Annotated in this window: 22 protein-coding genes and 6 pseudogenes; 10 read left to right on the top strand and 18 right to left on the bottom strand. The window is 60.8% G+C overall.

Annotated features, from left to right (window positions below; translation table 11 throughout):
- Positions 1–78: 78 nt before the first annotated feature.
- The 3 genes from AC3WRR_RS00410 to AC3WRR_RS00400 form a co-directional block, all read right to left on the bottom strand.
- A complete protein-coding gene (locus AC3WRR_RS00410) occupies positions 79–411 on the bottom strand; it encodes a hypothetical protein (protein ID WP_492295574.1) in 333 nt (110 codons plus the stop codon).
- Positions 408–1,178, bottom strand: coding sequence for a DUF6884 domain-containing protein (locus tag AC3WRR_RS00405; RefSeq protein WP_492295572.1), 771 nt, complete (start codon positions 1,176–1,178; stop codon positions 408–410). Before AC3WRR_RS00405 ends, AC3WRR_RS00410 begins: the two co-directional genes overlap by 4 nt.
- Positions 1,179–1,450: 272 nt before the next feature.
- Positions 1,451–1,744, bottom strand: a complete 294-nt coding sequence (locus AC3WRR_RS00400) for a hypothetical protein (RefSeq protein WP_492295571.1) — start codon at positions 1,742–1,744, stop codon at positions 1,451–1,453.
- Positions 1,745–1,977: 233 nt separating this feature from the next.
- Here AC3WRR_RS00400 and AC3WRR_RS00395 point away from each other — a divergent pair, with 233 nt between their 5' ends.
- On the top strand, positions 1,978–2,214 hold the full coding sequence (locus AC3WRR_RS00395) for a DUF2188 domain-containing protein (protein WP_492295569.1): 237 nt from the start codon (positions 1,978–1,980) through the stop codon (positions 2,212–2,214).
- 95 nt (positions 2,215–2,309) lie between these two features.
- Here AC3WRR_RS00395 and AC3WRR_RS00390 read toward each other — a convergent pair whose 3' ends face one another.
- Positions 2,310–3,017 carry a nucleotidyl transferase AbiEii/AbiGii toxin family protein gene (locus tag AC3WRR_RS00390; protein ID WP_492295568.1) on the bottom strand — a complete coding sequence of 236 codons (708 nt, stop codon included), beginning with the start codon at positions 3,015–3,017 and terminating at the stop codon, positions 2,310–2,312.
- 34 nt (positions 3,018–3,051) lie between these two features.
- Entirely contained in the window at positions 3,052–3,342 is a 291-nt protein-coding gene (locus AC3WRR_RS00385; RefSeq protein ID WP_492295567.1) for a nucleotidyl transferase AbiEii/AbiGii toxin family protein, read from the bottom strand.
- A gap of 523 nt (positions 3,343–3,865) precedes the next feature.
- Between AC3WRR_RS00385 and AC3WRR_RS00380 the strand changes: the two genes are divergently transcribed.
- The 4 genes and pseudogenes from AC3WRR_RS00380 (at position 3,866) to AC3WRR_RS00365 (ending at position 5,638) form a co-directional block, all read left to right on the top strand.
- Positions 3,866–4,042, top strand: coding sequence for a hypothetical protein (locus tag AC3WRR_RS00380; RefSeq protein ID WP_492295565.1), 177 nt, complete (start codon positions 3,866–3,868; stop codon positions 4,040–4,042).
- Between the two features lie 87 nt (positions 4,043–4,129).
- Positions 4,130–4,802 (top strand): annotated as a pseudogene (locus AC3WRR_RS00375) (SOS response-associated peptidase).
- 6 nt (positions 4,803–4,808) lie between these two features.
- Complete coding sequence (locus tag AC3WRR_RS00370; RefSeq protein ID WP_492295563.1) at positions 4,809–5,273, top strand: hypothetical protein; 465 nt, start codon at positions 4,809–4,811, stop codon at positions 5,271–5,273.
- Positions 5,274–5,416: 143 nt separating this feature from the next.
- Positions 5,417–5,638, top strand: a complete 222-nt coding sequence (locus AC3WRR_RS00365) for a DUF2188 domain-containing protein (RefSeq protein WP_492295562.1) — start codon at positions 5,417–5,419, stop codon at positions 5,636–5,638.
- 446 nt (positions 5,639–6,084) lie between these two features.
- Here the strand turns inward: AC3WRR_RS00365 and AC3WRR_RS00360 are convergent.
- A pseudogene (locus tag AC3WRR_RS00360) lies at positions 6,085–6,412 on the bottom strand (winged helix-turn-helix transcriptional regulator).
- Positions 6,413–6,574: 162 nt separating this feature from the next.
- Here AC3WRR_RS00360 and AC3WRR_RS00355 point away from each other — a divergent pair.
- Together AC3WRR_RS00355 and AC3WRR_RS00350 are read left to right on the top strand one after the other, a co-directional pair.
- Positions 6,575–7,030, top strand: a pseudogene (locus tag AC3WRR_RS00355) (non-homologous end joining protein Ku); the annotation flags it as partial.
- Positions 7,027–7,842, top strand: coding sequence for a tetratricopeptide repeat protein (locus AC3WRR_RS00350; RefSeq protein WP_492295560.1), 816 nt, complete (start codon positions 7,027–7,029; stop codon positions 7,840–7,842). The pseudogene AC3WRR_RS00355 and the gene AC3WRR_RS00350, both read left to right, overlap by 4 nt.
- Before the next feature lie 517 nt (positions 7,843–8,359).
- On the opposite strand, the gene AC3WRR_RS00345 is transcribed toward AC3WRR_RS00350, so the two are convergent.
- Positions 8,360–8,674, bottom strand: a complete 315-nt coding sequence (locus AC3WRR_RS00345) for an H-NS histone family protein (RefSeq protein ID WP_492295558.1) — start codon at positions 8,672–8,674, stop codon at positions 8,360–8,362.
- A 445-nt stretch (positions 8,675–9,119) separates the two neighbouring features.
- Between AC3WRR_RS00345 and AC3WRR_RS00340 the strand changes: the two are divergent.
- A pseudogene (locus tag AC3WRR_RS00340) lies at positions 9,120–9,510 on the top strand (IS110 family RNA-guided transposase); the annotation flags it as partial.
- Between the two features lie 590 nt (positions 9,511–10,100).
- Here AC3WRR_RS00340 and AC3WRR_RS00335 read toward each other — a convergent pair.
- From AC3WRR_RS00335 to AC3WRR_RS00325, 3 genes are all read right to left on the bottom strand, one after another.
- Positions 10,101–10,568, bottom strand: coding sequence for a fumarate hydratase (locus tag AC3WRR_RS00335; protein ID WP_492295556.1), 468 nt, complete (start codon positions 10,566–10,568; stop codon positions 10,101–10,103).
- A gap of 347 nt (positions 10,569–10,915) precedes the next feature.
- Positions 10,916–11,899 (bottom strand): Bug family tripartite tricarboxylate transporter substrate binding protein, encoded by a 984-nt coding sequence (locus AC3WRR_RS00330; protein ID WP_492295554.1) that lies wholly within the window; start codon positions 11,897–11,899, stop codon positions 10,916–10,918.
- Between the two features lie 48 nt (positions 11,900–11,947).
- On the bottom strand, positions 11,948–12,634 hold the full coding sequence (locus AC3WRR_RS00325) for a DJ-1/PfpI family protein (protein ID WP_492295553.1): 687 nt from the start codon (positions 12,632–12,634) through the stop codon (positions 11,948–11,950).
- Between the two features lie 89 nt (positions 12,635–12,723).
- Here AC3WRR_RS00325 and AC3WRR_RS00320 point away from each other — a divergent pair, with 89 nt between their 5' ends.
- Positions 12,724–13,701, top strand: a complete 978-nt coding sequence (locus tag AC3WRR_RS00320) for a GlxA family transcriptional regulator (protein WP_492295551.1) — start codon at positions 12,724–12,726, stop codon at positions 13,699–13,701.
- 699 nt (positions 13,702–14,400) lie between these two features.
- On the opposite strand, the gene AC3WRR_RS00315 is transcribed toward AC3WRR_RS00320, so the two are convergent.
- The 8 genes and pseudogenes from AC3WRR_RS00315 to AC3WRR_RS00280 all read right to left on the bottom strand — a co-directional run.
- Positions 14,401–15,096 (bottom strand): HD-GYP domain-containing protein, encoded by a 696-nt coding sequence (locus AC3WRR_RS00315; RefSeq protein WP_492295549.1) that lies wholly within the window; start codon positions 15,094–15,096, stop codon positions 14,401–14,403.
- 697 nt (positions 15,097–15,793) lie between these two features.
- Positions 15,794–16,243: a lysozyme inhibitor LprI family protein gene (locus AC3WRR_RS00310; RefSeq protein WP_492295547.1), complete on the bottom strand. Its 450-nt coding sequence runs from the start codon at positions 16,241–16,243 to the stop codon at positions 15,794–15,796.
- A 1,175-nt stretch (positions 16,244–17,418) separates the two neighbouring features.
- Positions 17,419–18,261 carry a GSU2403 family nucleotidyltransferase fold protein gene (locus AC3WRR_RS00305; RefSeq protein ID WP_492295545.1) on the bottom strand — a complete coding sequence of 281 codons (843 nt, stop codon included), beginning with the start codon at positions 18,259–18,261 and terminating at the stop codon, positions 17,419–17,421.
- Positions 18,258–19,391 (bottom strand): RpiR family transcriptional regulator, encoded by a 1,134-nt coding sequence (locus AC3WRR_RS00300; RefSeq protein WP_492295543.1) that lies wholly within the window; start codon positions 19,389–19,391, stop codon positions 18,258–18,260. Before AC3WRR_RS00300 ends, AC3WRR_RS00305 begins: the two co-directional genes overlap by 4 nt.
- Before the next feature lie 276 nt (positions 19,392–19,667).
- Positions 19,668–19,913: pseudogene (locus tag AC3WRR_RS00295) on the bottom strand (H-NS family nucleoid-associated regulatory protein); the annotation flags it as partial.
- Positions 19,891–21,095, bottom strand: a protein-coding gene (locus AC3WRR_RS00290) for an IS3 family transposase (RefSeq protein ID WP_492296022.1) whose coding sequence is annotated in 2 segments (ribosomal slippage) — positions 19,891–20,777 and positions 20,777–21,095 — 1,206 coding nt in all. Because the reading frame shifts where the segments join, the coding sequence is not laid out codon by codon here. The gene AC3WRR_RS00290 and the pseudogene AC3WRR_RS00295, both read right to left, overlap by 23 nt.
- Before the next feature lie 377 nt (positions 21,096–21,472).
- Positions 21,473–22,372: a BRCT domain-containing protein gene (locus AC3WRR_RS00285; protein ID WP_492295542.1), complete on the bottom strand. Its 900-nt coding sequence runs from the start codon at positions 22,370–22,372 to the stop codon at positions 21,473–21,475.
- A 1,066-nt stretch (positions 22,373–23,438) separates the two neighbouring features.
- Positions 23,439–23,561 (bottom strand): annotated as a pseudogene (locus AC3WRR_RS00280) (H-NS histone family protein); the annotation flags it as partial.
- Between the two features lie 158 nt (positions 23,562–23,719).
- Here AC3WRR_RS00280 and AC3WRR_RS00275 point away from each other — a divergent pair.
- Positions 23,720–23,968, top strand: a complete 249-nt coding sequence (locus AC3WRR_RS00275) for a hypothetical protein (RefSeq protein WP_492295540.1) — start codon at positions 23,720–23,722, stop codon at positions 23,966–23,968.
- Positions 23,969–24,385: the final 417 nt, after the last annotated feature.

The following is a 24,385-nucleotide window of genomic DNA, read 5'->3' as shown; positions in this document are numbered from 1 at the left end:
CGCTGTTATATACTGAAATTGGCTTCGCTCACACCACTGCCGCCTCGCCGAGGCGGATATAGCCTGCAGGGCAGGGGGTCAGAACCGGACCCGACCATACCGGTTGCGCCGTTCCTCGAGCCTCGCGCGCGTGCGTGCGTACCGCGGATAGCTGCCGTCGAGCATGTCGGCAATCCGGTGCAAGGCGTCGTCTCTGGAGAAGCAGCAGGCGCAAAGGCATTCGTCCGCGCAAAAGCGCAATATCTCTTGCAGCAGTTCGTGCCGCCGCTCTGGCGGAAAGTTCAGGTTGCCGACCTTCGCCCAGGCGCGGAAGCCGGCGTAGGTGAGGGCGAGCAGCTGCGCCGGCTTGTCGTGGCTCACCCCGCTCAGTTCGTTGGCCAGGCGCTGCAGTTCGCGATCAAAGTCGGTCATGCCGGCACCTCCGTCAGATCAGGCCGCAAATTGCTTACGGCGACCCAGCGCGGGCAGGCCTTGGTGCGTCCGCCGATGACCTCTTCGACGATGACGTCGGCGGTCGGCCCTCTGGGCCCGTCAAAGAGCGCCAGGACCTGGGCCTTGCGGGCGGGCAGATGCGGTGCGGCACGGTAAACCACGCTGACAGTGGTGCCGGCCTCGATCCAGCCATACCTGCGATAGAGCGGGGTGCCGTTGGGATGCTGGCCGACCCGCTCGCAAAGCGCTGGTGCGAGGCCGTCGAGGAAGGCGCCGAGTTGGGAGCGCTGCGTGCCGATGCCGCCGGTGGTTTCCTGCAGCTGCGGCAGTGCCGCGCCATACCGGCGGGCCAGCGCGGCGTGCATGACGCGGCGATACTCGCGGCCGCCAGCGAGCATGACGCGGCTGACCTGGTTAGGCCAGGCCTCCGGCCGCAGGTAGCGCTGCAGGTCGCTCAACATCTGGTCGGCACGCTGGGGCGTCATGCGTTGATCGTAGGGCGCGATCTCGGTGTGCGCTGCCAGAAAACCGTGGCGGGCGGACAGGATCAAAACGGTCGGCGCCTCATCGCCGCGAACATGAGCCCGGTACGATTGGTACATGACGCCGCGGTACAGCTCCAGCGCGGGCGCCGGCCGATCGAGCTTCGTGCCTGAGCACGCGAGGAGGAGGAGGGCCGTAGCCGCTGACTCGCTACGGGGATTCTGTGCCGGCGGAAACAGCGGCAGTTGTGTGTTGACTTGCATCGTTGAGCGCTATGAAGTCAAGGCAGGCGCATGCTGGCGTAGCGATGCGCTGCGCCATCAGCAATCGGCAGCGCGGACGGTTGGTTGGACAGGATCGCCGCGGCGACTGCGACGGACACGAGGACAAGCTTCAGCATGGCGCACTTCCTTTGATCTGGAGGTATCACCAGCATGAACCAGCGGCGAGAAAGTCAAGCCGCTGGCTCCGCCGTCAAACATCACGGCCGATGAGGCTTTTTCCCGATGGGGATGTAACTGGCGGCATTTTCTCTTTAGGCGGGATCTGATTCCGCGCCCTGGCGCCCGATGACTTCCAGTGGCTGCCATTGGTCGCCGACGATGGCAACCCGCGGCAGGTCGCCGCGGGCGATGCACGCGCGCACGGCGGCTAGAAGATCAGGGTGCCCGCCATCGCATTCCGCGCGGCTGATTGCGGATAGCGCGATGCTGTAGCGCCCGCCACAGGCCGGACACTCGTAGAGATAGCCATCGCCGCCCGGCAGCGCCCAGCGCTCCGCCGGCATGTGGCATACAGCACAGTCCATTGCTTCAACGATCCGCTGCATATGATCCTCCCCGTGGCCGGCCACGAGCAGTACGCCGGGTACCGTTGCGGTACCGCCGTTTCCTGCATTATCGCCAACAGAGCCAACTAACCCTCTACTGGCCATTCCCTTTCAATTCCCAAGCCACCGAATGAAGCGAGACTCGCTCGGGCACGACGCCCGAAACATCAAGGAGTGATACGATTTCAGCACGGGGGGTCGCAAGATCGCGAGCGACGTCCTTGGAGCTATCGATGCCAGCAACGAGTATCAGCGTGCGGCCCGCCGAACATGGCTGGGCACTCGACATAGAGGGCGCGTCAGAGCCGCGTCAGTTGTTCCCTACGCTCGAAGCCGCCATCAGCGCGGGCTGGGCTCGCGCTCGGCGCGAACACATCGAGTTGCACGTCCAGCCGCTGGCCGGCGGCGTGCGACTGCGCGAAGAAAACGCTAAGCCGGCCGACTTTGAATGTGATGTAAAAGGCGCATAATAATCTTTATGTTAAATTGTTATGACGCATAACAAAAATATCAGTTTCGCGTAGGCCAATCGCTAGTCGCGACGGACTGCTCGTGTCCTCTTGTGCTAGCTATTGATGGCTGTTTCGAGCTTTTTGATCTTGGCAAGGATATCGTCGAAGGCGACCGGCTCTTCATCGAACATCATGGGCGCCATCTCCCTGTAATCCATTCGCAGGTCTTTGACCCGTGCTTCGTTCGGCATCAGACGCAGCGTCCCCGGCCGCGCGGTACCGTAACTGGACCAGGCCGATCGGAAGAAGATGGCCTTGTGCTTCGCTACTTGTGCCAGAAGGCCGAAGTTAGTGGCGGCAGCTTGCCCTTCGTTGGTGCCGAGAAGCATGGCCAGGTCGTAGTAATGCCGAGAGAAATACTGAGGTGCTGGCGATTCGGCCGGACGGTGTGCTTCCGCATGTAAGGCCGTGGCCTTTTCCCAAAAGGTACACTGCGCTGACAGGACGGTCACGGTGCAGTCGGGGTCTTCGAAGAAGTCGGGATAGTCTTCAGCCGCGTAAGGGCGAATAATCTTTTCCTCTGTAGGCCAGGGACCGCCGCGCGCTCCCAACTCGAGCTTCACCCGCGGAGTGATGTACGTCATGCCCATATATTCGGTTTCGGGCAATGCCGTCGGATAGTGGAAGTTCACCGTCTGGGCATCGTTGGAGTCGATCTCAAGCGACCACTCGCCTTTGGTCGGCTCGCCAAGTTGCTGTGCAATCGCGGCGCGAAGGGCCGGAAGGAGGTTCTCGGCGATGTGCCGCTCGACATCGCCCACAAGATCTTCGATGAGCTGATTCGCTTTCTTCCTGCTAATTCCGCCCTGCTCGGGATCCCGCCCCCCGTATAGCCAAGGTCGGCCCGGTCGAAGGTTCGATATCTTCAGAAAAGCGGCGGATGGCGCCGAACGCTTTGGAAAGGGCGTTGCCGCCCTTGAAGACAAGCGTGGCGGCCTCCCCTTCCCTTAGGCCAAAGAGGCGCTTCAAGGTCCAGCAGACCCAAAAGTCTTTTTCGATGATCGTATTCGCGTTCCCTCGGTTGGCGCCGCTCTCACCAAATAGGGCCGCCCGATCTTCTGCGGGAAGTCGGGCAACCTTATCCATTGATTTCAACCGACGCCGTGTTGGCGATCGAGGTCAGCGTCGGGCGCATCCAGGCCGGCGCTTGGTACGCTGTGGATGCGAGAGTCTTCTTGTCGCTGGCCGACAGGCGATGGGCCGCAATCTGTGCAACGTCGGCGGCACGCACAGGTCCGATATGGCGTAATGCCTGAAAGACGATCCCCACCCGAGCCATGGCCCTGCTCAAAAATACTTGTTATCTAAACTCCACGTCCGACCTAGGTCGGCGATGTCCTGCGCGAACGGCAGCCCCTCTTCCCCGGAGGCCAGGAACAGCACGGCTATCATCGTGACCAGACGTAGGCTGGCCGATGCAGTCGTGAAGAGGCTCGGATGCCGGCGCGCCAGGACATCGCCTTAGAAGACGCAAGCCGACATCCTGGATTGCTATTCTGTATATCCATACAGTATTCGACCATGATCAACGACCCTATTCCACCGGCTCAAACCACCCCTGGATGACGACCAGCTGCGTGACATGTGGGCCAGAAATAGATCACCCGAGGTGCATGCGCTGCTGTGGGAGGTGAAGCGGCTGCAGAATATCGTCCGGCGCGCCTGGCAGTTTCAGACGTTCTTTCCTCCGCAGGGCTACCTTGGCGGCTCAACCCGCGATATGGTTCTGTGCCATCTGCGCGACGAGTTGAAGAACGAGCCATATCTGCAGGGAGCACAGCGGTGAATGGAAGAACACGAAACCGAGCAGCAGCGCGCGGCCAGGGCCGGCGAACACAGCGCCCAGCGGCAGCCCAAGGAATAGGAGACCAGGATGTGCACGAACTACGCCCCGTGCAGCGCCAAATCCTGCGGGAGATCTTCGGCGTCGAGCCGCCGCAGGCTGAGTGGAGGCCAGAGACCTGGCCGGACTATGCCGCGCCGATCGTGCGCGCTGACGGTGATGGCCGGAAGGACAGCGTGCTGGCCACCTTCGGCCTGGTGCCGCGCGCGCATACCGCAGGGCGTCAGGGCATATGACACGATGAATGCCCGCTTGGAGACAGTCGGCGAAAAAGCGCTGATTTTCTGGCCCTTGGAGGAAGGGTCAGCTTTGCCTGGTGCCGGCCGCGGCCGTCTATGAGCCAAACTCGAAGCCGGACCCAAATCGACGCGGTACCGGATCTGGCTGCCGGGCGAACCGGCATTTGGGATAGCCGGGCTGTGGAGGGATTGGCCGGACGACACCTACTCGTTCACCATGGTGACGGTGAACGCGGACAAGCACCCCGTCATGAGCCGGATGCACGCGCCCGGCAAGGAGAAGCGCTCCGTGGTCATAGTGCCGCGGCAGCAGTGGGACGAATGGCTGGCGGTGCCGTGATCCCGAAGCTGCGCCGACCTTTATGGCGCTCATATTGATGGAGGCCATGGCCACCGAGCCAGCGCCGATCGTGCGGCGCCCGAAAGAGCCACCGGATACATTGGATGCCCAACTGCCTCTTTAGGCGTTTATGGCATCCATCGAACTTGGCAAAGGCGCCGACACCACCCAGTTGGGGCATAATCATTGGGCCCCCGCAAGTAAAGACGTTATGAATGCACCACGGCGGATCTTCGACGCTCAACCGCTCCGGACAAAACGGCTTACCAAGTTGCAATACCTTCGTGAAGCGCGCGACACATGCCTCAGCTACAGTGTGCCGCCTGGCATCATGGGGCCCTACAAGGCTCGATCGCTGACCTGGAACACGCACACTTACTACTACGTCTTCGGCCAGGGGCTTGCCGGCACCCCTCGGCTGGTCGAGGTTTTCCAGGTGAACAGAAAGGGCGAGTTGTGCCCCGTGCCCGCCTTCCAATACCCGGAACCATTCAAGGCCCTGTTCCCTACTGATTACTCCATCCTGTATAGCGACGACCCGTGGGACGGAGCCTTTCCTCCAGCCAGGAAGAGCGAAGTATCTGAAGAAGACTGAGCGCTTAGTCTGCACGCGATGGCCGGACCGGAGGAGCGCAACTCCTTCGGACGTGACCCAGGGACATCAACGGGCGCTACTCTTTGAACACAGGGTGGTATCTGCCGCCGCGGCTCTAGTCTGTGGTGCCCCAGGAGTTATCGATGCCCGCAAAGATTATCAGCGTCGTGCCCGCCGAACAGGGCTGGGCGCTCGACATAGGCGGCACGTCTGAGCCGCGTCAGTTGTTCCCCACGCTCGAAGCTGCGATCAGCGCTGGCTGGAGCCGCTCCCGACGCGAAAACATCGAGCTTCACATCCAGCCGCTGGCCGGCGGCGTACGGCTGCGCGCGGAAAGCACCAACCCGGCCGACTTCGTCGGATAGCGATCATGGCCGCGGTGCCGCCGACGCCAATCCTGGCCGAGCTGCGGCCCATGCTGCTGTGCGAGCGCAAGACCATCCCTCGCGGGCCCGGCTGGCTATTCGAGATCAAATATAAATAGGCACCATGATGTGTTGCTCTTATGCGACCCGCATGCCTGTGTAGTGGTGTTGCGTTTGACGTTTCCGGTCTGTTGCGATTGAAAGCGTGATAGAGATGCCCAAGGAGACGGTGCGCCGGATGATGCTTGACGTCGGCTTTTGAGTGCCTCGCAAGCGTCGCGAAACTGCGACCGTCTCTGACCGACCCAGTGCTGCCTCTCAAATGAGATGGACGACCGTCAGGTTCCAGCGCGACATGAGACCATCGCGGATGAGACCACGTCGACGACTTTGCGAATTGGAGTTCTGGATGACAGCTAGCGTCACGCACGCAAGCTCGTCGCAGCCTACGGAAAGTCTTCACGGTGCTCCGCCCATGTCAGGATCGCATCCAGTGCCGGGCACAACGCCTGGCCCCAATCAGTCAGGCGGTAGTCCACCTTCGGCGGCACCTGATGATAGACCGTACGTGTCACGATGCCGTCCGCTTCGAGGCGGCGTAGCTACTGGGCAAGCATCTTCTGTGTGATGCCGGGGATGAGTCTCTCGAGGTCCGAAAAGCGCTGTACCTGACCACCGAAAAGGTGAAACAAGATCACCAGCTTCCAGCAGCTTGAATGCGGCTTCGACATCGATTGCGGCAGTCGCGGGGGTGTAGTTTTTTCGGTTAGCCAAGGGTTACTTACTTTTTTGTGCGTTCTTGCGATACGGTAACTGTAGCGCCATGATTGGGGCATGCAAACCTTCACGTTGAGGTAAACCCCGATGAACATGATGCTGCCTCCGCCACTGGATGCCTATCTGCTCGCGGAAACCGTCACGGACACCGCCCCTTGCAAATCGCATGTCGTGCAGATCCGACCGGTCGAGGGCGGCCTGGTGTTCCAGCAACTGTTGTTTGCAGATGAAGTCCGAAACATCGTCGAACTGCATATCGAGGAAGTGGCAGTCTCTGATGCGGAGCTAAAGCTGGCGATCCAGCTGATCGAGCAAGCCTCGGAAGACCAATACGATCCGTCACAGTACAAGGACGAGGAGAAAGCCAGGATTCTCGCCGCCATCGACGCAAAGATCGCCGGCAAGCAAATCGTATCGCCCGAACCGGTTGAAGTCACCGCCGGCGGGCAGGTCATCGATCTGATGGATGCACTTCGCGCGAGTTTGTCCAAGAAGGGGACGCCCGCGACAAAAGCCAAGGCCGCCGAGCCGTCAACTTCTCGCCGAGCCGGTAAGCGGGGCACAGCGCCTTCCGAGCCAACACCGATCCGACGCACCACCAAGAAGTCGGCATGAGCCACGGCGAAGGGTTAACCACGCGCGAGCTGGAGACGCGCCTGGGCGCGTCGCGCCGGCTGATCTCCAGCCTGGTAGCCGCCGGGCTGGTCACGCCTGCACGAGGCCCGCGCGGCCAGTACGTCTTCTCCTTTCGGGACGTGGTTCTGATTCGTACCGCCGAATCCCTGCACAGGTCGAGCGTTGCGCCCGCACGGATTCTGCGGGTGCTGCGTCGTCTCGAACGGCTCACACCGAACCGACACCTATCGGCCCTGCGAATTTCCGCAAGCAGCGGGAAAGTATCGGCTTGGGACCGGCACGGCGCGTGGCTTGTTGAGAGCGGCCAACGTCTGATCGAGTTCGGACTGGATGAAGCCAATGTGCGAGTCGTAGATCTAACGCGAACGCGTGCCAACGATGCGACCGCCGAGGAAGCCTTTGCGCGAGGCTATGCACTTGAACCGGTCGACGCCAATGCGGCTGAAGCCGCGTACCGCCGCGCCTTAGAGATTTCGCCATGCATGCTGAACGCCTACCTGAACCTTGGGTGCATGCTGGCAGACCAAGAACGCTTCGACGAAGCCATTATGCTCTATGAAGGGGCGCTGTCAGTGCTTCCAAACGCGCCGCAGTTGCATTTCAACTTGGGGGTTGCACGCGAGGATGTCGGCGCCGCGCAGTCAGCTCTGGCAGCTTACGAGCGATGCATCGAACTTGCACCGGACGACGCCGATGCCCACTACAACGCGGCGCGTTTGCATCAGGAACTGGGGCACTTCCAGAAGGGGCTGCGACACTTCAACGCATTCCGGAAGCTCGACCGTCCATAAAGCCAGTGCGCTGCATTATTCGGCGACCAACCAACCTGATGCGCCACCCCAAGAGGCTGCTGAGGCACTTATCGTAAGAAGCTCAATCGTTCACTTCCACCGCAAAAGTGATGATCACTCCATCCAAATAAGGCGCGGGAGCCTTCGGCTGAAAAAAAGCGCGTTAAATCCGGCCCAATTCAGACTTAAGTGTTTCTTGCGATGTCATATCATGCCTGGGCAGTCCTGCTACCGCCCGTTTCGCCGCCCTGGTGACGCGGGCTTTTTTTCGGAAAAGCGAGCCTTTGCGCAGCAGTGGGCAGGCCGATTGCATGGCGCGGGGCGACTGGGAGATACTGGGCGTGGGAAACTCACAAGTTGCCCGATTTTTTCATGGACGTTCTGCGGCTCTCTGCTACCGTTCGAGAGCCGTTTTTTTCGGTCATCGCCTCCGTGTGTGTTGCGCGGTTCGCCGCGGGGTGGCCATTCCCATGACGAGTTGCCTGCCCCGACCCGCTCGCATTTGCGTTGCAATCGCTCATTCCGGCTGGATAAGGAAACGCTCGGGCCGCTTGCCCAGCCACGCCGGCGTCCGGCCACGTCCAGACCAGGTCTTGCCGGTTTTGGGATCCATGTACTTCGGCGGCAGCGGCGCTTTCTCGGTGGCCGCGGACGCTGTACTTGCGGGCCGGCCCCGACGACGACGCGGCGCCACGTCTTCCGGCGACAGACCATACCGAGCCATCAGTTCGCGAATCTGTTCGATGACGCCCGCGACCTCAGTCGAACGCACCTCTTCGATTTTGGCTTCCAACGCTTGCTTCTGCGCCAACAATTCCTGATACGTTGCCATCTTCATCTCCAATTTTTCAGTCGCTTTTGACTTATACGCATTCTAAAGTCGGCCTGCAAGGTATTCGTTCTCTACCTTCATACGAAACTTAACATTCCATTCACTTTGATGAATATTAGTATGGGCCTGTGACTTAGCGGTCGGCGGCGAATAAAGTGCCACGAAGATATCGCCATTCCCCAGGAATGGCGGACATTCGCCCCAAAGCCGTAGCTCGCAGAAACGGGTACGCTCGGCGGTCTGAGATCCCATTGGGAGACGAAGTACGCTGCTGCGCATTTGCGGTTGAATGGTGGGCCTCCCGTGAGTTGAACACGGCACCAACGGATTATGAGTCCGCTGCTCTAACCAGGCATGAGCTAGAGATACTATGAAGGGCTACGGAGGTAAGCCCCTTGGAGTAAAACGAGGATTCGGAGACTCGTTTCTCGAAAGGAGCACGCAAATGGATGCACCTGACACAGCCCTTCACCGGCAGAATACGCCGATCACCGGCTGGTTGTGCACGGCCTTCGAACTGGGCGACAAGAGCTGGAAGCTGTCGCTGGGCGACGGCGTGCGTGGGCCGAGCCGGTGCTCGGTGGCGGCCGGCGACATGACGTCGGTCCTTAAGGCAATCGCCAAGGCCAAAGCCCGGTGTCATCTGCCCGCCGATGCGCCAGTACGCAACTTGCTATGAGGCCGGGCGGGACGGCTTTTGGCTCCACCGCTGGCTCAGCACACACGGAATCGTCAACCTAGTGGTCGATTCCGCCAGTATCGAGGTGAACCGCCGGGCGCGCCGTGCGAAGACGGACCGGCTCGACAGCGACAAGCTGCTGTCGATGCTGATGCGTTAATACAGCACCAAGCGCATGCGGCGCGTCGGTATTGTCGCACTTGCCCGCCGATTGGCAATTGCCCTGTGGCGCTATCTCGAGCACGGCGAGATCCCCCCCCGGGGCAAGCCTCAAACCAGTAGCGTGATGCCGTCCTAAGCGTGGAGAGTAAAACGGTAACGATAGCAGGTCAGCGCGCCCGTAATTGGGCCGGGCTACCCCGCGGGTAGCTGTCCTTAGAGATGGGGCGCACAGGTAACAGGGGTGGTCCAAGCGCTTTGCGCATGTGGTATGTGGTGCCCGGCCCCGCGCCGGCACGGATAGAAGGTAGTCCGGGCAATAGCCCGGCATTGAGCACCCTGACCTCGGTTTCGCTGCCGCGTCAGTCCGCGAAGGAATGCAAATGGCTTGCAAGGAAAACGTCGCGCCCGACACCTACCTGAAATCCAACATTGAAGGGGGTTGACACCATTGCCCTCACAGAAGGCCCAGTTGGAAGGGGGAACACCGCCAGCACAACGTTCGTCGGCCTCAACTTTCTCCAGCAGTACCCCCCATCTTGCATCAATCGGCTGGTTGGCGATAACGCGTTACCAGCGAAGCAACGATCACGCCGACGCTTCAGGCGACGCTACGGCCGGAACCACCTTCTTCGCCGAAGCCCGTTTCTTCGTCACGGATTTCACTGGGGCCGCCTTTGGGGCTGCTTTCACGGCGACCTTGCGCTTAATACCGGGTGCGGCCTTTTTCGCTGCCGTTTTCGTTGCGGCAGCCCTATTGCCCGTCGTCTTCTTGGCGCCTGCAGCCTTGGCTTTCTTCGCCGCGAGCTTGTCCTTTGCGGCTTGCTTTTCAAAGCGGGCCGCGGCCTTTGCGGCTTCCACGGTCTGGGCAATCTCGCGCTTAGCCGCTTCAATTGCCTTCTTCGTGTCGGCGCGCAGCTTCAACAAGCGCTTCTTTGCCGCCTGTGCCTCACGGGCAAGCACGCTGGCCTTTTTCGTTGGCACGGCCACCTTCTTTGCGGCAGGTTTTCCCTTGGCAGTTGCACCTACCCGTGTCGTTTTAGTTGCTGCGACCATGTTGGTTAATCATAGTTGTGAGTGAAGCGCGGAGTATAACCGCACGAGTGGCCCAACTAATAGAGGACGGTCTTCTGTTTGTCATTGCGACGCGTCGAGGCGATGCAATTGGCGGCAGCCGGGATGTCCCTTTCTCCGCTGCGCCGCCCAGCGGGATGTTGTGGTTCACCAAAGCGAAGCGAACGGTCAGCGGCGGCCGCGAACGCTGCATCCTCACGACGCGCGATAAGGCAACGATGCAGTCGCATCATCGCGAGTCCTCGGACGCGGACCCTGGGTAAGGGGCTTCGCACAAGCCCCGAAGAAATGCACGCCAGAGAGGAACGTGAGATGCCTTCCAGGCATTCCTATTGGGGTGTAGCGCCGCTGTCCTTGACCAGCGCACCAAGGGCCGTTCCCGCCTTGGACATGCGGCGGCTGTGCTCATCTGGCGAACCGGGTGCTGCAACCAATGCCTGCTCATTTAGTGCTTGTTGCACCTCTGGCATAGCGAGGACGCTATTGACTGCCGCGTTAAGCCGCGTCACGCGATCGCTGGAAACGCCGGTCGGCGCGTAGAGGCCCAGGAAATCTGTCAATTCCAGACCATCGAAACCAGCCTGACTGAACGAGGGTACGCCCGGCAGGAGGGGGCTGGCCGCAGACATCGAGATGATCCGCAGCTTGCCGGCGCGATGGTACGGGATCAGGTCAGAAACGCCGGAGACCGCCACAGAAACCTGGCCGCCGACCAGGTCCTGCACGAGAGGGGCGGCGCCGCGATAAGGAACCGGGACGGCGTCTGCGCGTAGCAGCTTTGCAATGCGGGCAGCGGCAAACTCCGGAGCGCTTGCCGGCGCCGGCACGCCGATGGCGCGCTGCAATGGATGCTGTGCGAACCAGCGCTTAAGGTCCTGGACCGAACCGACCTGAGTATCGGGAAAGACCGCGAGCGCCAGTTCGAATGTGGCGATCGTTCCGACCGGCTTGAAGTCGGTAGTCGCGGAAAATCCAGGCTTTCGCACAGTCAGTGGTACGGTGATCATGGTGTGCGTGTTACTCAGAAGCAGTACCGATCCGTCGGCTGGTGCTCCCTTCACAAGCTGGGCGGCAATCTGTCCGCCGGCACCGGGACGGTTCTCGACGAGCACGGTTTGTCCCAGCGCGGTGCCTAGCCGTGGCGCGATGATTCGTGCCGCCACGTCGGCGGAACCACCTGGCGGATAGCCCACGACGAGCCGAAGCGTTGCACCGCCATCCGCATGAGCCAACGATGAAACCAGCGCAGCCGCGCAAGCCAGGATTCCCGCTAGGCGCGTCTTGCCCGGACGAATTTGAAGAGCAATGGTCATGGTATTCCTCAAGCTGTGAGTGCACGGAGCGTTCCGGTCCGGCGTGCGTTAGCTCAGAGTGCGGGCCAGTTCCGCGCGCCGCTTTGTCAGAAGCGCGCGGCGTGCTTCGACGAAGGGCTTGAGCGCCGTCTTTGCCGAATCGAGGATATCCGCAGGCGCCTTGGCAGGCGATCCGCAATCGAATGGCGGCTGCGGATCGTACTCCGCAAACAACTGGATGCTTTTGGCAAGCGATGCCCCGCCGGCAAGCGAAATGGCCTCCAGGGCGCAGTCGATGCCGGAAGTCACGCCGGCTCCGGTGATGCGGTTTCGGTCCACGACCACTCGCGCATCCACAGGTATCGCATTGACAAGTTCAAGCAGTTCGTGTGATCCCCAGTGGCAGGTCGCCCGATAGCCATCCAGCAAGCCGGCTGCGCCGAGCAGCAGCGGACCGGTGCAAATGCCCACGACCCATCTGGCAGTCCGCCCGCGCGTGGCGAGAAAGTCCAGGACCTCCGCATCATCGAGGAGACCGATGAGGCCCGGCCCGCCCGGCACCATGATCATGTCCAGGTCACCACAATCCCGGAGCGCGGTGGTCGCCGAGAACCGCCAACCCAGTTCGGTGGCAATCGTGTTCGTGTGCTTCCACAGCAGTTGGAGCTGGACTCCCGGCATGCGGGCCAGGAGATCCGCGGGTGCGACGTAGTCGGTGGCAGTGATATCTGGAAAAACCAGCATGCCGATCTTCATGGGAACCTTCCTTGTTGTGAACGCCGATATCCGAACTCTATAATTCCGAACGATGTCCGGAATGACAAAGTCCCCACGAAAGCTGCCATATGAGCTCACCTCCCAAGCGTGTTTGCCTGATTCTTTTCAATGGCTTTCAGATACTGGACGTCTGCGGGCCTATGCAGGTGTTCTCGTCGACCAACGAGCTCCTCGCGCGGCGCAGCCGCGAGCGAGCGTATGACATCGAGCTTTGTGGTGCACCGGGTGGGCTAATCGCCAGCTCATGTGGCGCTCGGATGGAAGCTCGAGACCTTGCTCAGGCACGTAGGCCCATTCACACCATCCTGATTCCCGGGGGACCGGGCGTGCGGGAAGGTGCTGCACACGATACACTGGTGAAATGGCTAAACGCCGCGGCGAAGCGTGCGTCGCGCGTGGCATCCGTTTGCACCGGGGCATTTGTCCTTGCCAGGACCGGCTTGCTTGATGGTCGCCAGGCGGTCACGCATTGGGATCTCTGCGAACGCTTTTCCGCGGAATTTCCCGGGATTACCGTTCAGCCGGACGCCATCTATTGTCGCCAAGGTCGCATCTGGACTTCGGCTGGCGTGACCGCGGGCATCGACATGGCGCTGGCAATGGTAGAGGAAGACCTCGACCGCGAAGTCGCGATGGCCGTCGCCAAGACTCTGGTCGTGTTTTACAAGCGGCCTGGCGGGCAGTCCCAATTCAGTAGTGCCCTGCTCGAACAGAGTTCTCCGGACGCCCGCATCAAAACCTTGCACCGATGGGTGGGAGCGCACCTGCGAGAGCGCCTTGACGTTGCAACTCTCGCCGAACGGCTGTCCATGACGCCGAGAACCTTTGCCCGCTTCTATCAGGCGCAAACTAAGCTGACTCCCGCACGCGCGATCGAGAAAATCCGCCTAGAGCAGGCTTGCCGACTCATCGAAACTCGAAGCCAGAGCATGAAGATGATCGCACAGGCATGCGGCTTCTCATCGGAAGAGGTGATGCGGCGGGCTTTCCTCAGAATTCTGCGAGTCTCGCCAGCCGACTATCGAGAGCGATTCTTTACGGCCTAGGGCCGGTCAATGACCGAATCCGCACCGAACTCCGGTCTTTCGGAGAGGGGTGCGCGAATGACCGCGACGGGTCGGAGGACTGATATGACTCCTCGTGTCAATCGTGATCGGTTTTCGGTTTTGCGTGCATCTGAATTCCCCGAGGGCGACGTAGCAGTACGTCTCGACGGTGGATCACACTGATATCCGCGGATTGGTTACCGCATTACGGTGGTCCGCATAAGAAGCTGGAGACGACAGCGCTCTATGCTCAGGTCGCCACCAATCTGCTGCGCAAGGTCATCAGCCCCCTCGAGAACCTGCGTTCCGACTAGAAGTCCTGCCGCCGAGCTCGTTGTGCTCGAGGTCGCGGATATCTTCCGCCTCCACGGGCCGGCCTGGCGACAGACTACCCGCTTGAGCGGTTCCGGAGTTCGGACAGTGCGCACAGCTCATCTTTGCATTCCGCGAACTCGGCCGTGTCGTCCGCACGCTGCTCCTGCTGAAGTACCTGAACGAGCCGTGAGAGAATGGGATCAACTCAGCCTTGTATAGCCCGTTGATGCGCATCACCTCGCCGCCTGGGCAGCCACTATGGCCCAAAGGCCGCCGTGCTGCAGAACGCCCGCGCAGCGTTGTAAACCAGGCAGGAAATGAACACCCGAGCTTGCTGAAAAGTCAGTTTTCCTCGGAGTGCCCTCGTTGCTCGGACGAACGGGCTCACGAAGTGGTCCGCCATTGATCACGTAGTCCGGGGAAATCTCGGCGAGTGAGTCCATAGAACTGAGCAACAACTGCAGCCTCGCTTCCGAGCGACAACATTTCATTTGCTGCCCGGCGGGCGCGCATGATGCTGGAAAATCCCCCCAAGAATGCATGGACAGCGGCCGGATCAAAATGCGTGCCGCTTCCTGCCGAGATAATGGCTTTCGCAGCCGTCTCCGTCATCGACGCGCGATAGCAGCGAGCCTCAGTCATCGCATCAAACGCATCCGCCACTGCAACGACACGTGCGGGCAAGGGGATGCTCTGGCCAGCGAGGCAGTCGGGGTATCCGCTGCCGTCAAAGTGCTCGTGGTGATGCCTGGCAATCACGGATGCATACTGATGCAATTCATGGAGACTACCGGCGAGCAGCTCGGCCCCAATCCCCGAATGCCGCTCCATAATGCGCCGTTCCTCAGGATCCAGCTTCCCCGGTTTGAGCAGCACATGATCCGGAATGGCCAACTTACCCAGGTCATGAACTGGCGTTGCAAGGCGGATGTATTCTTGGTCGACTTCATCCAGCCCCATTATGCTGGCGAGGCAACTCGCAATGAGCGAAGTACGAATAAGATGGCCTGACGCGTCCGGATGGCGCATACAGCTTGCAAGCGTCAAGCTTGCAAGCGTGAGAATGGCTCGGTAATTCATCTTGTCTAGTTTTGCCAAATACTTTGTCTGGCAGTATTTCGGTACCCGTTATCTTCCGCATTTTACGCGTTCGTAGAGCGGCACCTGCTACCCACCACTCGCATTGAGAAAGTGGAGTCTAGCAATGGAGGCTGTCAGTTACTAGTCATCTGCCTGAGAATAGTATCGCTTCGTTCGCCGCACACTTGGCGCAACGTGTCGACACCGGCCCGCCAGCGATATGCGATTCGTCAGAATTCATTGGAGAAACCTCCATTAAAAGCAGTTCGCAGCGCGGGCCCCTCGCATTGCCGCTCCCAATCCAGCTGGGCACCGAATTCGGCCCGGGTATTCGTGAGCCGACGCGCCGCTCGGCCAGTTGCCTACGGGCCTCCCGCAGGCGGACATCGGTCGCGGCATGCGCGGCGTTCAGCTGACAGTGTTCCTGGAGTTCGGCAAGCTGCGCGCGGACGGCTTCCAGCGCGTGACAGCCGACGGCGCCTGCCGGGAGGCTTCGCATTCGGCTGCGGCCTGGTCACGCGCGGTCTCAGCTGCGTGCGCCTGGTGGCGCGCTTCAGCGCGCAGGGCGGCGAGATCCGTGGCTGCGGCCGCCGAGGCAGCCTGCCAGTTGGCCAGCGCGGCTTCGGCCCGACTTGCAGCTGTTTCTCGATGGCACCTTGCATGCACGAAATGCATGACGCTCCAGACATCGCCCAAGTCAGCGCGTTGCCGCTTCGTCGGTCAGTACATCCACCCGCTCGAGGTTCATGCGAATCACGGTCTCGGATGCAGCCAAGTCGCCACCAGTGCCGGACCCATAGGAGGTCAAGACCCGCCGCCTCTCGGCCTCTCGGAAGGTCCGGAACGCGCGTGTAGCCTCATCAAAGGCGCGCACAGGATGCACGGATCGACTGCCCGGACTGATGGCTTCCAACTCCTCCAAATTCGCGCGCGCCAATTTTTCAGCAGCGGTTAGCTCGATCTCGGACTGCCGAATCGCGGCGGGAAAGCACTGGCGCAGCTGCGCCGTGGTGGCCTTGTCCCGGCATTGCCTGTACAGATCCATGGCCGTCTGCGCGGCGAATGCTGATTGCAGCACCGCACCTAGCAGTAATACCCCCACAAACACCAGGCGTCGCGGCCTCAGCGCGCGGCATGTCATCGTCATGATCGTTGCTCCACGCCCATCTTCGCTTTGCGAGCTGCCAAGATTCGCCATTGCGCTGCAGCGCATAATGGCAAATCCCGGTCAACTGTCGGGACTGCCCTTGGCTGTCATCGGCAGCCAACTGCATAACGGCGATGCCATCATCCACAGCCCATGCCGCCCAGCGCGCCTTCCACGAAATCGCGGGACAACCTGCGATCCAGCCGCGCGCCCGCCACGCCCACGAACAGCGCGGGGTGGACTCTGCTGCAATTACTCTTGCTCCAGGCCTGTGTGACCTGCTCGCCCGACAGGCCCCGCGTGGCCGCCAGGATGTTGGCCTAGTCGGCGCGCAACCACTGGTAGAGTCAGCTCGTCCTCGTCAGCCGCGACCGCGTCCTGCAAGCGTCTCTTCTCTTCTGTCGGGCAATGGGGTGGCGCTCCAACTCGCCTGGACGTCTGCTATTCCTTTCGGCGCAGCGTCTCCACGAAGCCATGGCACTCGGGCGACTATCGGATGCGGCCTGGCAGATGACAGTGCGTCGTCTCCCATGGGCCGGGCCTTGGCGTGAGTGGGACCACTACGAACGGCTGCGCCGAGCAGTAGTAACTCGCTTCGTCTATCAGAACTGCCACCGCTTGAATTCGGCACGGTCGTCGATGACGACATGCTATGGTCGAAGCTCGTCGATCTCGCGGCAGACAGTTGGCGAGGTCGGCGCTACCTTAGTCGAGTGCGCATGGCGCTAAGACGGCAACGACGAGTGGTGGCACGCGCGCTCACGTCTGATCGATCATAGGGTCTGATAGACGGGCTTGGCACCGAGCACAACGGAGAAGAAAGGGTCGCTCGTCCCTCATTTGGCTATCCGGCCAACCACGCGCGAATTACTTTGGCGCACTCGGCGGAGGAGGCATCGGGATAAGGTAGGGCTTGCGCCATCGGATCCCGTCCGGTCGCGCCTTTGTTGGCCGGCAGCACAGCGGGCGATAGCGTGCCCAGTAACACTAGCCTTGGCTACCCGATTGTGACGGAGACTATTGCTCCATTGCTCCGACGGGGGATCGAACCCATCTCCAGATGGAGTGCTGCGCCACTGCCGAAGAGCGAGGGGGGCGCTTTGGCTGCCAGCCACCTGCGCGGTGCGCGCGCCGTGGCCTGGCCTTAGGTCATTTATTCATTTTGGAGCAACGCCCTAGCCCTTCTCGTTCAATGCCTCGCCAAAGAGATCCTCGAAGCCGTTCTGGCACAGCACGAGCACCTCTTCAGGTTCGAGCCTGCGATCACTCGGGATGTTCGCTGCTTCACGGATGATGTCGTTCACCTCAGTGAAGAGTTCTTCGACGCCAGCGCGAACGGACTTTCGCTGCTTATCAGTTAGCGTGGCCTCAAGGCTCTTCCAGATCGGAACCAGGTCGTCTTCGATCGCCGCGCCGAAAATGATCATCGCGTCGTGGATGTAGAGTACATCCTGAGCGCGCTTCTTGGGATCCCGGATGTCACGGATCAGCAGCTTCTGGATGATGAAGCTCACCGGGTTTGGCACACGCAGGTCAACCAGCGCCTGCCCGAGACCGGATTGATCCTCAGGGATTGTCACAAGCCAGGGCTGATGTAAAAGCACTTCAAGATGACGAAGCTTCTGCGCTACGACTCCGGCGCTTGCTTCGGTTGCGTCCTGCTCGAAGCCATTGGGCGCCGTCTTGCTGCGCCGCATGCCGCTGCCTCTCAGCGGTGTGAGGAATTCGGCGTAGAACCCATTCTCACCGAGCGTGTAGCGCATCGCCGGGGGCCGGAAATCCCCCACGAATTCTTCCTTGAAGCCCGCGCCTTCGAGTGCCCTCTTGATATCGCCTGCGAGCGCTTCCCGCTCTGCGTAGGCCACATCTGCATCCTGAGTGAAGATCGCGGCGTAGTCGGGTTTGTAAGCGTGAGGCGCATATTGGTAGAGCCGATAGGCCCAACCACCAACGAAGACAATCTGGTTGCGCCACGGTTCCAGAGTCAAGGCGAGGGTGCTAAATTCAACGAGGCTCAAGCCCTGTCTCCGATCACGTTTGCGAGAACGCCATGCTCTAGCTCTGCAGCTTGCTCGGCGCCACGCGCCGGGTGAGCCGAGACGTCGAGCCAGGTCTGGATAATGTCCGTGACTCGCTTGCCTTGGCGGATGACGGCGCCTCGTTCGAGCGATTGCGGGAAACCGGGCTCCTGCAAGATCAGATCAGGACGCTCGCCTTCCCGTATGAGCCGCACTGCGCGCGAATTAGCCAGCATTAGATGCGGGACCCAGACAGTCGGAGGGACGCCATGAACATGACCAACTCCAAGAGCGGCGGCGGCGGCGAACTGGCCGAGAATACCATCTTCTTTTAAGAGGAGTTTTTCTAGCTGCTTGTCGGGCGCCGCAGGCGACAAAAACTTCGTGGGCAAGCTCAATGGCGTCTTCTGGTATGCCGCTTTCCATCTTTCCGCCAGCGTGCCGCGGCGCACTAGCTTCAAGGAAGGCCAGGTTTCGATGAAGCCTTCTTCTTTTAGTGCCTTCACCATACGCGTCGCCGTCATCGTGGAGCAGCGCGCGGCGCGTGCGAGCTCGGTCGCCGTCTTGTAGTGCTCAGCCGGCAAGCCGATCAGGTTCTCGCCCTTGATGTCTGCCGCCAGCAGGAGCTTGAGCATCAGCTGGGTCAAATCCGAGAACACTAGCCGCGGCGGCGCACTGTGCCTGAGCCAACGGGATTTGATCGGCTCGTCGACGCCCTCTAAGCCGTGGTGCAGGCCAGGGAAATGGACGTATTTGGCCCCACTCTTGGAGAGCACGGCGAAGGGTTCGTCCTCGCCGTACTCCCTATGGAAATCCACCAGCTGTTTAACAAGTGTCGGCGAGACGTTGCCGACCCAGATCAGCACGGCCGGCTGCCGATGGTCTGTCTTCGCGCGCGTGCGCGCCTCAAGCAACGCCTGCGCAAAAAATGCCTTAACCCGATCCGAGCGCCCCTCATTGAACGCTTTGAGGACGACGTGGTAGGTCTGGCCACGATCGCTGGTTAAGACGAGATCCCCCACGCGACCGGATTGCTCGTCCGCCTGCACCTGCCAACCGCTGTTCGCGAATATATTCTGGACTGAGTCCATCGCGAGGCGTTCGGTTTGTGTGTGAAAGTGCGTTTGCATATGCAACTAACTTGTCCATGTGAATTCACTTGGCCGTGTGAACTAACTTGGCCGTGTGAACTAACTTGGCCATGTTAGTCCAGTCTGCAAATCACCGCAAGAGAAGTCGCTCACCCTTGGCAGAAGCGGTGTTCGGTTCCCTTAAGGCTCTCCCGCCTAGTGGCCCGCAAAGCGGCCCCTTTGCCCAGAAAACGCTCCAAGTGCGCGGCACCACACATACTTCGCGGTCACACGGTCGCAGCCTGCCATGCTTAGGGCAGCACATTCATTGCGCCCGCCTTCCATGAAGCACTCCACCTTTTGCCCTGCATTCACCGCCCGCCGCAGCCAGTCGGGCATGTCGCCCTGCCCGTCCCAGCTCTGCCCCGCGGCGTTGCGGTAGCACACCACGGGCGCTGGTGCAGGCGGCGGCGGGGGCGGCGGGTCGAAGCACCCCGCCGCCTCCAGCTGCTCCATGGTCAGTGGATTTGCCCCCGTGTCCCCGGACACGGTCACACCCTTAGGTTGATAAGGCCATCGCACGTCTGAACTCCCGCGGCGAGCGGTAATTCAGGGCGCTATGGGGGTGCTGCTCGTTGTAATGCTCAAAGGCGATGGCCAGATTGCGAACGGCCGTCTCGGCATCAGGCTTGGGCATGAAGGCGACATAGTCGCGCTTCATGGTCTTCACGAAGCTCTCGGCCATCCCGTTGCTCTGCGGGCTGCAGACCGGCGTGGTCAGCGGCTTCAAGCCGATGGCCGACGCAAACGCCCTGGTCTTGTCGGCCGTGTAGCCCGAGCCGTTATCGGTCAGCCATTCAATTTCCGTCGGCGTCTTCAGCGCGTTTCCAAAGCGATTCTCGACGGCGGCCAACATCACGTCGCGGACCACGTCACCGCTATGCCCACCGGTAGTCGCCGCCCAGCTCATCGCCTCGCGGTCGCAGCAGTCCAGGGCGAACGTCACGCGCAATGGCTCGCCGTTGTCGCAGCGGAACTCAAAGCCGTCAGAGCACCAGCGCTGATTGGCTTTCTCTACAGCAACCTTGCCGTCATGCCGGCGCTGAGGCCTCGGCGGAACCGCTCTGCGTTGCAACAGCAGGCCGTGCACACGCATGACCCGATAGACCCGTTTTACGTTGACGGGCGGTGCACTATGGCGCTCGCGCTCCCTGCGCAGTACACCCCAGACCCGGCGATAGCCGTAGCTGGGCAGATGCGCGACCGCATTGCGAATCTCCTCAACCAACCCTGCATCATCGGTTTGCCTGGCGCCGCGCCCATCCTGCCAATCTGCAGGACGGGTCAGCTTCTCTGCCACATTCGAGCGCGCTACACCGAGAACTTCGCAGACCCTCTTCACAGGTCGTCCCCCGGCAATGAGGGTGAGCGCGCAATCCATTTTCGCGACTTCATCACCTCCACTGCCTCGCGCAGAATCTCGTTCTCCATGGTCTTCTTGCCCAGCAGGCGTTGCAGCTCACGAACTTGCTTGAGCGCATCGCTCAACTCGGAAGCTGGCACCACTTCCTCCCCAGCACTGACCGCAGACAGGCTGCCGTCCTGGTACAGCTTGCGCCAATGAAAGAGCTGGTTCGGATTTACGCCATGCTGGCGCGCCACCATCGACACCGTCTTACCCGGCTCGCAGCTCTCGCGCACCATCGCGAGCTTCTCTTCCGGCGACCACCGCCGCCGGCGTTCCGGACCCGTCAGCACTTCCACCAATTCCTGCTTCGCTTTAGTCATAAACACAGTCGTATGCCTACCCGCTATTGTAAGTGGGGGACTGTGTCCGGCGATTCAGGGGGCCGCTCCAGTCAGCCCGTAGTCGGCCATCTCATTCTGGATCCAGCGGATCGCCGCCGCCCGCTCATTGATTTCTTTCATTGGGGCTGTCGCTGCCGTCTCCGGATTCAGGACGTCGGCTGGCGCGCCCTGCTGTTCGTCCGATTACCGTCGCTCGCCAGACGGGTTCCGCTGACGGTTACGTAAGAGGCCCTTTTGGCCCCTTACTGTTGACTCTTTCACCGACCTTGCGCAGCCGTTTACTGTCGCTTTTAGACCGCCGTCAACGCCTCAATTCGAGAACGCTGCGTAGCTCAGCTTGCATCGAGCACGGCATCGTGGAAGTCGTTCTCGTGAACGAGAACAACCCGGATGCCCTTCTTGCGCAACTCAACCGCCTTCTCCACCTTTCGGCCATAGCAGGCAAATGCCCAGCATGGATTGCCTTCCGCGCCAATCACCAAGTAGTTCAGCTTTGCGGTCACACCCGGGATAGGCTCGCCGCCGAGACCTTTCACGATTTCCTCGAATTCCGCCCGCTTGTATTTCGCCGACGCGCCGGTAAAGCAGAACGTGGCCCCGGGAAAGAAGACAGTCGGCATCACGGCACACATGGCGGTGAAAGAATTCGTGCCACCATCTGCAACCAAGGGCCGTACGATGGTCCGCTCGTCAAGAACAGCCAGGAACTCGGTGAAGAAATCAAAGAGCATCCTGTGTTCCGACTCGTCGATCCGGCCGTCGGTCAAAACCCTCGTGGTCATGGCGTCGATCTCGTCGTAGGGCCAGCAGGTCTTCAGGTGTTCATGCTCCGCTAACCAGTCTGATAGCCCTCTCATCTCTTCGACGCTGATCACGCCATCAGAAGCGATGCCGCCCACGACAGCATGAAGACGTTGAAGGTCGGCAGTGACCATGTCGTAGAACTCGGTGCTTCGGAGCTTCTCGCATAACCAGGTGAGATCGGCGCGCTCCTCTGGGTCAAGCACTCCATCAGCAACAGCCTCGGCTACAACAGGCACAAGCTCCGAAAACGGATGCCGGTTCGCAACATCCTGATTATCTGCCAGCCACATCCGCAGCAAAGCCACCTCGCCTGGCGTCACCGTCCCGTCTATTGCGATGCCTTCCAGTAGGCCGAGCAAGGAATTGATCGATTTCTCAAGCCGACCCTTGCCGGTGAACTTGAAGTAAGACTGGATCTCCGATGCCATCTGCTTCCCCCCTGAATTTGCTCGGAGGTGTGCCTCCAAGCGCATGTGCAACTCTACAACGGATGCAAGCCTTGAGGGTAAGGAGTTACCCTGCCGGTCGCTCCGACGACGGCATTGAAATGAAGAAGCCGAGCACGCAACTGATCAATCGGGAGGGAACTTGCCAGCCCAACGTCGCGCGTTTCGTGCCGACGGCCCTGTGACCCGTGCGCGTAGCAAGGCTTCCGAGGCCCCTTCTATAGAAAATGTCGACTCTTGACTCACAAAGAATTTCGGGGCGCGAGCGGATCAAATTGCAGCAATGGACAATTACCCCTTGTAGCGCTCGGACTCCATCAGCACTCAACATCAATTCGAGACTGGCCGCCTGCCACACGGAGCACATTGCCTCCTGGCGTAGTCTGCCGCGGAATGTCGTTGAATGTCGGCCTGCCCGGCCTTGCCGTTGTGGCCGGCTGTAACGTTGGTACTTCCGCTACTCGACGCGTCCGGCTCGTTGCAGGCGGACCCACACGACTTTTTTTCGGTTTGTGTGCCGATGGTTTCCGGTGTTTTGCGGTAGAACTGTGCGCCTCCGGCGGGTTCCATACTTCTATGTAGCGCTCGCCGGCAAACGCCGATGTTGCAAGTACCATCGTTACCAGACCGTAAAGTAGATTCTTGGCCAACATCCTCTCCGCATTGTGTGTTCGCGACCGGAGCGAGTCCCGCTTTTGGCCGCGGCGCATTATCGCACGCCGGCCAGTGAGCCAAACTCGGATGTCAGCCGAACGCGACAGTCTTGTGCATGACCGGAGACAGTCAGATTAACCCGAGGCTGTGCCACGGCGCGCGCGCTGGAATTTACCGGATCAAATACTAGAAGCCGGCACGGGGCACTCACCGCGAACCCACTTTCGTTGGGTCCGGCGCCGTCTGTTCGACGCCAGTGGGGCGCTCACTGGTAACCGCGCAAGCGATGCAGCCGAAAGCAGCGCACACGTTGTGGCGGTGCACGATCATCGGGCGGTCCGATTTGAAAAGTTTAAGGAACAGCGAATGGCACAGCAGGGAAACCTTGAGTCCATTATCCGACCCGATAAAACTCCGCACTTTGCCCTGCATTGACCGCCGCGGCAGCCAGTCGGGCATCTCGCCGGTCCCGTCCCCAGCATGGTCCCGCGGCGTTGCGGTAGCAGACAACCGGCGACGCGCGGTGACGCCTTGGACGAACTGGTGCGGATTGCAGCGAAGCGGGCAATGAAACCGCAGTCCAGACGGGCCTCGCGCGTTGGACAGGCTCACCCGGATGCGAGGTTAGCCGCGGCCGGCTATGATGAACTCACAAACCACAGAGGCGGAGGCGCCATGGCTTCGAAACTGACTTACTACATCATGAGCCAACGCTTTCAAGATGTGGTTGGACGTGCGATCGAGCAGGCGGTGGCCAGGACGCGTGCGGCAGGTTTGACGCCGGCCGGCGATCCCACCACCGAGCCGAGCGCGCGTCCGACGATGACGGTCATCGTGGAAGCTGTCCCGCCCGCCAAGCCCGAGCGCAAGATCGCTGCTACACCGCGTCGCGGGCACTCCTCATACGATCCTAATGTTGGTTGAGGCGCTGGGCTCGCCCAGGGGCGAATGGCATGTGCACCCGCCACGCGCCGCTAGCCCTCCCCGCTAGGCCCCTCATTTTTTGCTTCCTCCGTATCATTGCAAGGCTATGCAAGTTGACATAGCTGGCGCTATGTCAACTTTCGCGGCAGGGGAGCGCTTTTTTCGGAATGAGGTGTCGTTTGCCATCTCATTCGAGAGCTTTGCCAGCCACGTCAGAGCCGAGTGTCATAAAAATCAAGGACTTACTCGCAGGTGTAGCAAGATCATTACGGACGATGGTCAACCGCTGTCAGGCGGCCCGGCTCGGGAATACCGCCTCAAAGAAGGCAGGCGGCGTTGCCCAGGTCATGAGGGAGGTGGCCTAGTCTGGAAATCCGTGTCTAGACGACGACTGGAGATACCACGGGACCACGGGCG

This window comes from Cupriavidus sp. FW305-3-2-15-C-LB2 (genome assembly GCF_058787575.1).
This window is presented reverse-complemented; position numbering and strand designations above follow the sequence as displayed.